Origin of the sequence: Amycolatopsis vastitatis (assembly GCF_002234595.1) — a bacterium.
GTDB classification, from domain to species: domain Bacteria; phylum Actinomycetota; class Actinomycetes; order Mycobacteriales; family Pseudonocardiaceae; genus Amycolatopsis; species Amycolatopsis vastitatis.
Genome location: NZ_NMUL01000110.1, coordinates 1 through 3080, shown reverse-complemented (window position 1 = coordinate 3080; position 3080 = coordinate 1). Strand labels below are relative to the sequence as shown.

Here is a 3080-nt window from a genome sequence, read left to right as displayed (position 1 = left end):
AGAACAGGACATCTGAGCTCACCGCGCTCACCCGGGACCACCGCGCCGCAGAGCACCGCGAGCGGGGCGACGTACGCCGAATCCGGCACCACCGGCCACCGCCCCCGATGCTCGATCAGCATGATCCCGTTCCCTCCAGGCTGATCCAGGGCCGACAGTGGGACGGCAATGGTGCACCGGACGCAACTCGCCCATCACGGACACTCGGCTGCCGCGCGGGCCGCGAGCCAGGTAAGTCAGAGCATTGCGATTCGGCGGAAGCGGCTTTCGACCCATCGCGGTGATTGCGGCCTCAGGTCCTCGGATGCCATGGTGTTCTTCTAGTGCCAGGAGGCGACCGTGACAGCACAACACGGCCGGTCATGAACCCCGGCCGGGTCGAGCCTGCACCACGCCACGATCTGCCGGTCGTCGCCTTGGTGGCCTCCGCAGGCGGGCTGCAGGCCTTGTCCTCGGTGCTGCGGAACCTCCCTTCAGACCTTCCCGCTGCGGTCCTCATCGTGCTCCACCAAGCCCCGCAGACCCCAAGCCAACTCGCCGAGATTCTCGATCGCCACACCTCCTTGCCCGTCCGTCAGGCCGTCGACGGTCAACGACTGACGCCGGGGACCGTCCTGACCACGCCACCCGGTCGGCACCTGATAATGGTTTCGCCGCACGCCGTCGGCCTGATCGAGTCCGGCGCCCTCCCACCCGCCCGTCCCTCGGCCGACCTGCTCCTGGCCACCATGGCCGCAACCTGCGGGCCACGAGCCCTGGCAGTCGTCCTCACCGGCCACGGCACCGACGGACAAGCCGGAACCCGCGCCATCGCCCGCTGCGGCGGCACCGTGTTCGCCCAAGACCAGCCCAGCAGCACCCAGTTCGCCATGCCCCACGCGGCCATCAGCACCGGCCTGGTCCACGCCGTCCTCCCCCTGGCCGACATTGCTGCCGCGATCTACGTCCACACCCACACGCGGCCCACGACCGCACCTCACTGACGGGACCGGCCCCCGTTACCCCCCGCGGCTGGACATGCGCAGGGGCCGACCGGCGTTGTCGACTGCGTCCCCGAACACCCGGCACGCTGCATCGGTGAGGCCAACCGAACGCCGACGAGTCGAGGTGCGCCGGCGCCGATTCGCGGGGACGTCGGGTGACCAGGGCGACGCCGATCGCGGCGAGGCGAAGCCCACGATCGCGGCCAGGGTGAGATGCTGGCCGAGGATGGGAACTCCGGCCAGCGCGGTCGCTGGGGGCACGAGGAACAGGTAGCTGGTTGCGCTGGCCCCGGGTTGTCGTTTGAGAAGGTAGAAGAGCAGGACGAACGCGGCGATGGATCCGACGAGGGCGAGCCAGGCGACGGATCCGATCGCGGCGACGGTGAGCGCAGCGCGAAACCGCCGGAGACCGCGGTGAAGGGAATGATGCTCACGGTCGCGGCGAGCATCTGGATGAACATGCCGGTCCGTAGGTCCATGTCGTCGCCGAAGCGTTTCTGGTAGAGGGTGCCGCCGGCCGAGCCGGCGAGACCGGCCACTGCCGCGACGATCCCGGCGGCGGTACCGAACCCGGCCAGATCCGAGCTGACCGCCGCGGTGACGCCCGCAAACCCCAACACCAAGCCACCGACCTGCCAGGCCGTAATCGTTCGCCGAAGAGGGGGACGGCTGCGGCAGCGACGACCAGCGGGGTCGCGTCGGTGATCAGTGAGGTGATTCCCGCGGATACCCCCAGATCCAGGGCGACGAAGACACCGACGAACTGGCAGGTCTGCAGCAGAACGCCGGTCACGATGAGGTGAATCCAGGTGGCTGGGCGTCGGGGCCACCGTCCGCGCCCGGCCACCGCGATGACTCCCAGTACGGCCGAGGCGGTGAGAAACCGCCAGAATCCCAGCGTCCCGGGCGCGACGGTGCGGGTACCGATGCTGCCGACGAGGAAGCCACTGCTCCACACGGCCACGAAGACGGAGGCGAACGCTGCCCGGCCGAACCACGCCCGGTGCACGCCTGGGACGTGGCGACCGTCGGGTCGTTCCGTGGCCTGTCCGGCCCGGTTCAGCGCCGTCATCGGCGGGTTCCTCCCTCATCCGGCGTGCGACGGCCGAGTACCCCGATGCCGTCGATCTGCACAGCGGTCCTCGGTTCAGTGGTCGGCGCTCCATGGGCGGCCGAGGGAAAACCCTTGCTGGTCGAGTTTGTCGAGGTAAGCGGCTCGGTGGGCGAAGCCGGTGCCCCGCTGCCCCGGGGATCACCGATTTCTATCTGCGCACGGCGCTAACCGTCGGTCGGTCACCGCTGCCAACCGTGCGGCCACGCCGGCTCTTTGCGCGAAGCGCACACTCAGAACCACCGTCGATCGTGTGGATGGTGAGCTGAATGCAAATAGCAGGCGTGTACAAGCGGTGTGGTTGCCGCGACAGTGCAGGACGACGTCTGGACAGCCGGTGTCTCCAGCTGCCGACTCGAGGCCACGGCGCCTGGTACGTCCGGATCGAGATGCCACCCCACCCAGACGGACGGAGACGACAGCTCCGCCGGGGCGGGTTCGCCTCGCAACACGCAGCGCAACCGCCTGGGGCTCGAACCCAATACGTACGGATCAAAAGTGCCGCCGCTACCATAAGTGCAGGTCAGCCGACATTTTCGCCACTCTTCAGTGTCGCGAAGTGTCCCCCGGTGTCGGGCACTACCTTGGCAACGGAGCCCATCGGAGACGCAGTCACGGCTTACATTGGTCCGTTCTGGACCAATGTAAGCCACGTCAACCTGATCGTCGATGCCGTTAAGTTCGGCGGCGGCTGCTGCCGGCAGGCAGCGAGGATCCGGAGATCGCCGAGCTGGCCAGCCTGAGCCGTCAGGCGAACGAGTGGGACAGCCACCCGCTGGTCGCCGCCGTGTGCGAGCGGCACGGAGTCTCGATCCCCGACGTGGACGAGTCGACGGAACTCGTTGCCCGGCCGATGGCGGACGACCTACGTGGCCGGCCGGACTCCGGGCCCTCTCAACCCCTTCCAGGCGTCGCCGCATCAGCGGCGCTGGTCGCGGGGCCGGGGTGCTATACCTCCCCGGATGGACCTGAACGAGGACACCGCT

General features: G+C 68.7%; 3 protein-coding genes. 2 read left to right on the top strand and 1 reads right to left on the bottom strand.

Going from position 1 to position 3080, the window contains the following annotated elements:
• Positions 1-362: 362 nt before the first annotated feature.
• Positions 363-983, top strand: coding sequence for a chemotaxis protein CheB (locus CF165_RS49605; protein WP_093954548.1), 621 nt, complete (start codon positions 363-365; stop codon positions 981-983).
• 213 nt (positions 984-1196) lie between these two features.
• Entirely contained in the window at positions 1197-1487 is a 291-nt protein-coding gene (locus tag CF165_RS54195) for a hypothetical protein (protein WP_167441792.1), read from the top strand.
• Here the strand turns inward: CF165_RS54195 and CF165_RS54020 are convergent.
• Entirely contained in the window at positions 1414-2055 is a 642-nt protein-coding gene (locus CF165_RS54020; RefSeq protein WP_093954547.1) for a DMT family transporter, read from the bottom strand. The two genes, CF165_RS54195 and CF165_RS54020, sit on opposite strands and share 74 nt — an antisense overlap.
• Positions 2056-3080 lie beyond the last annotated feature (1025 nt).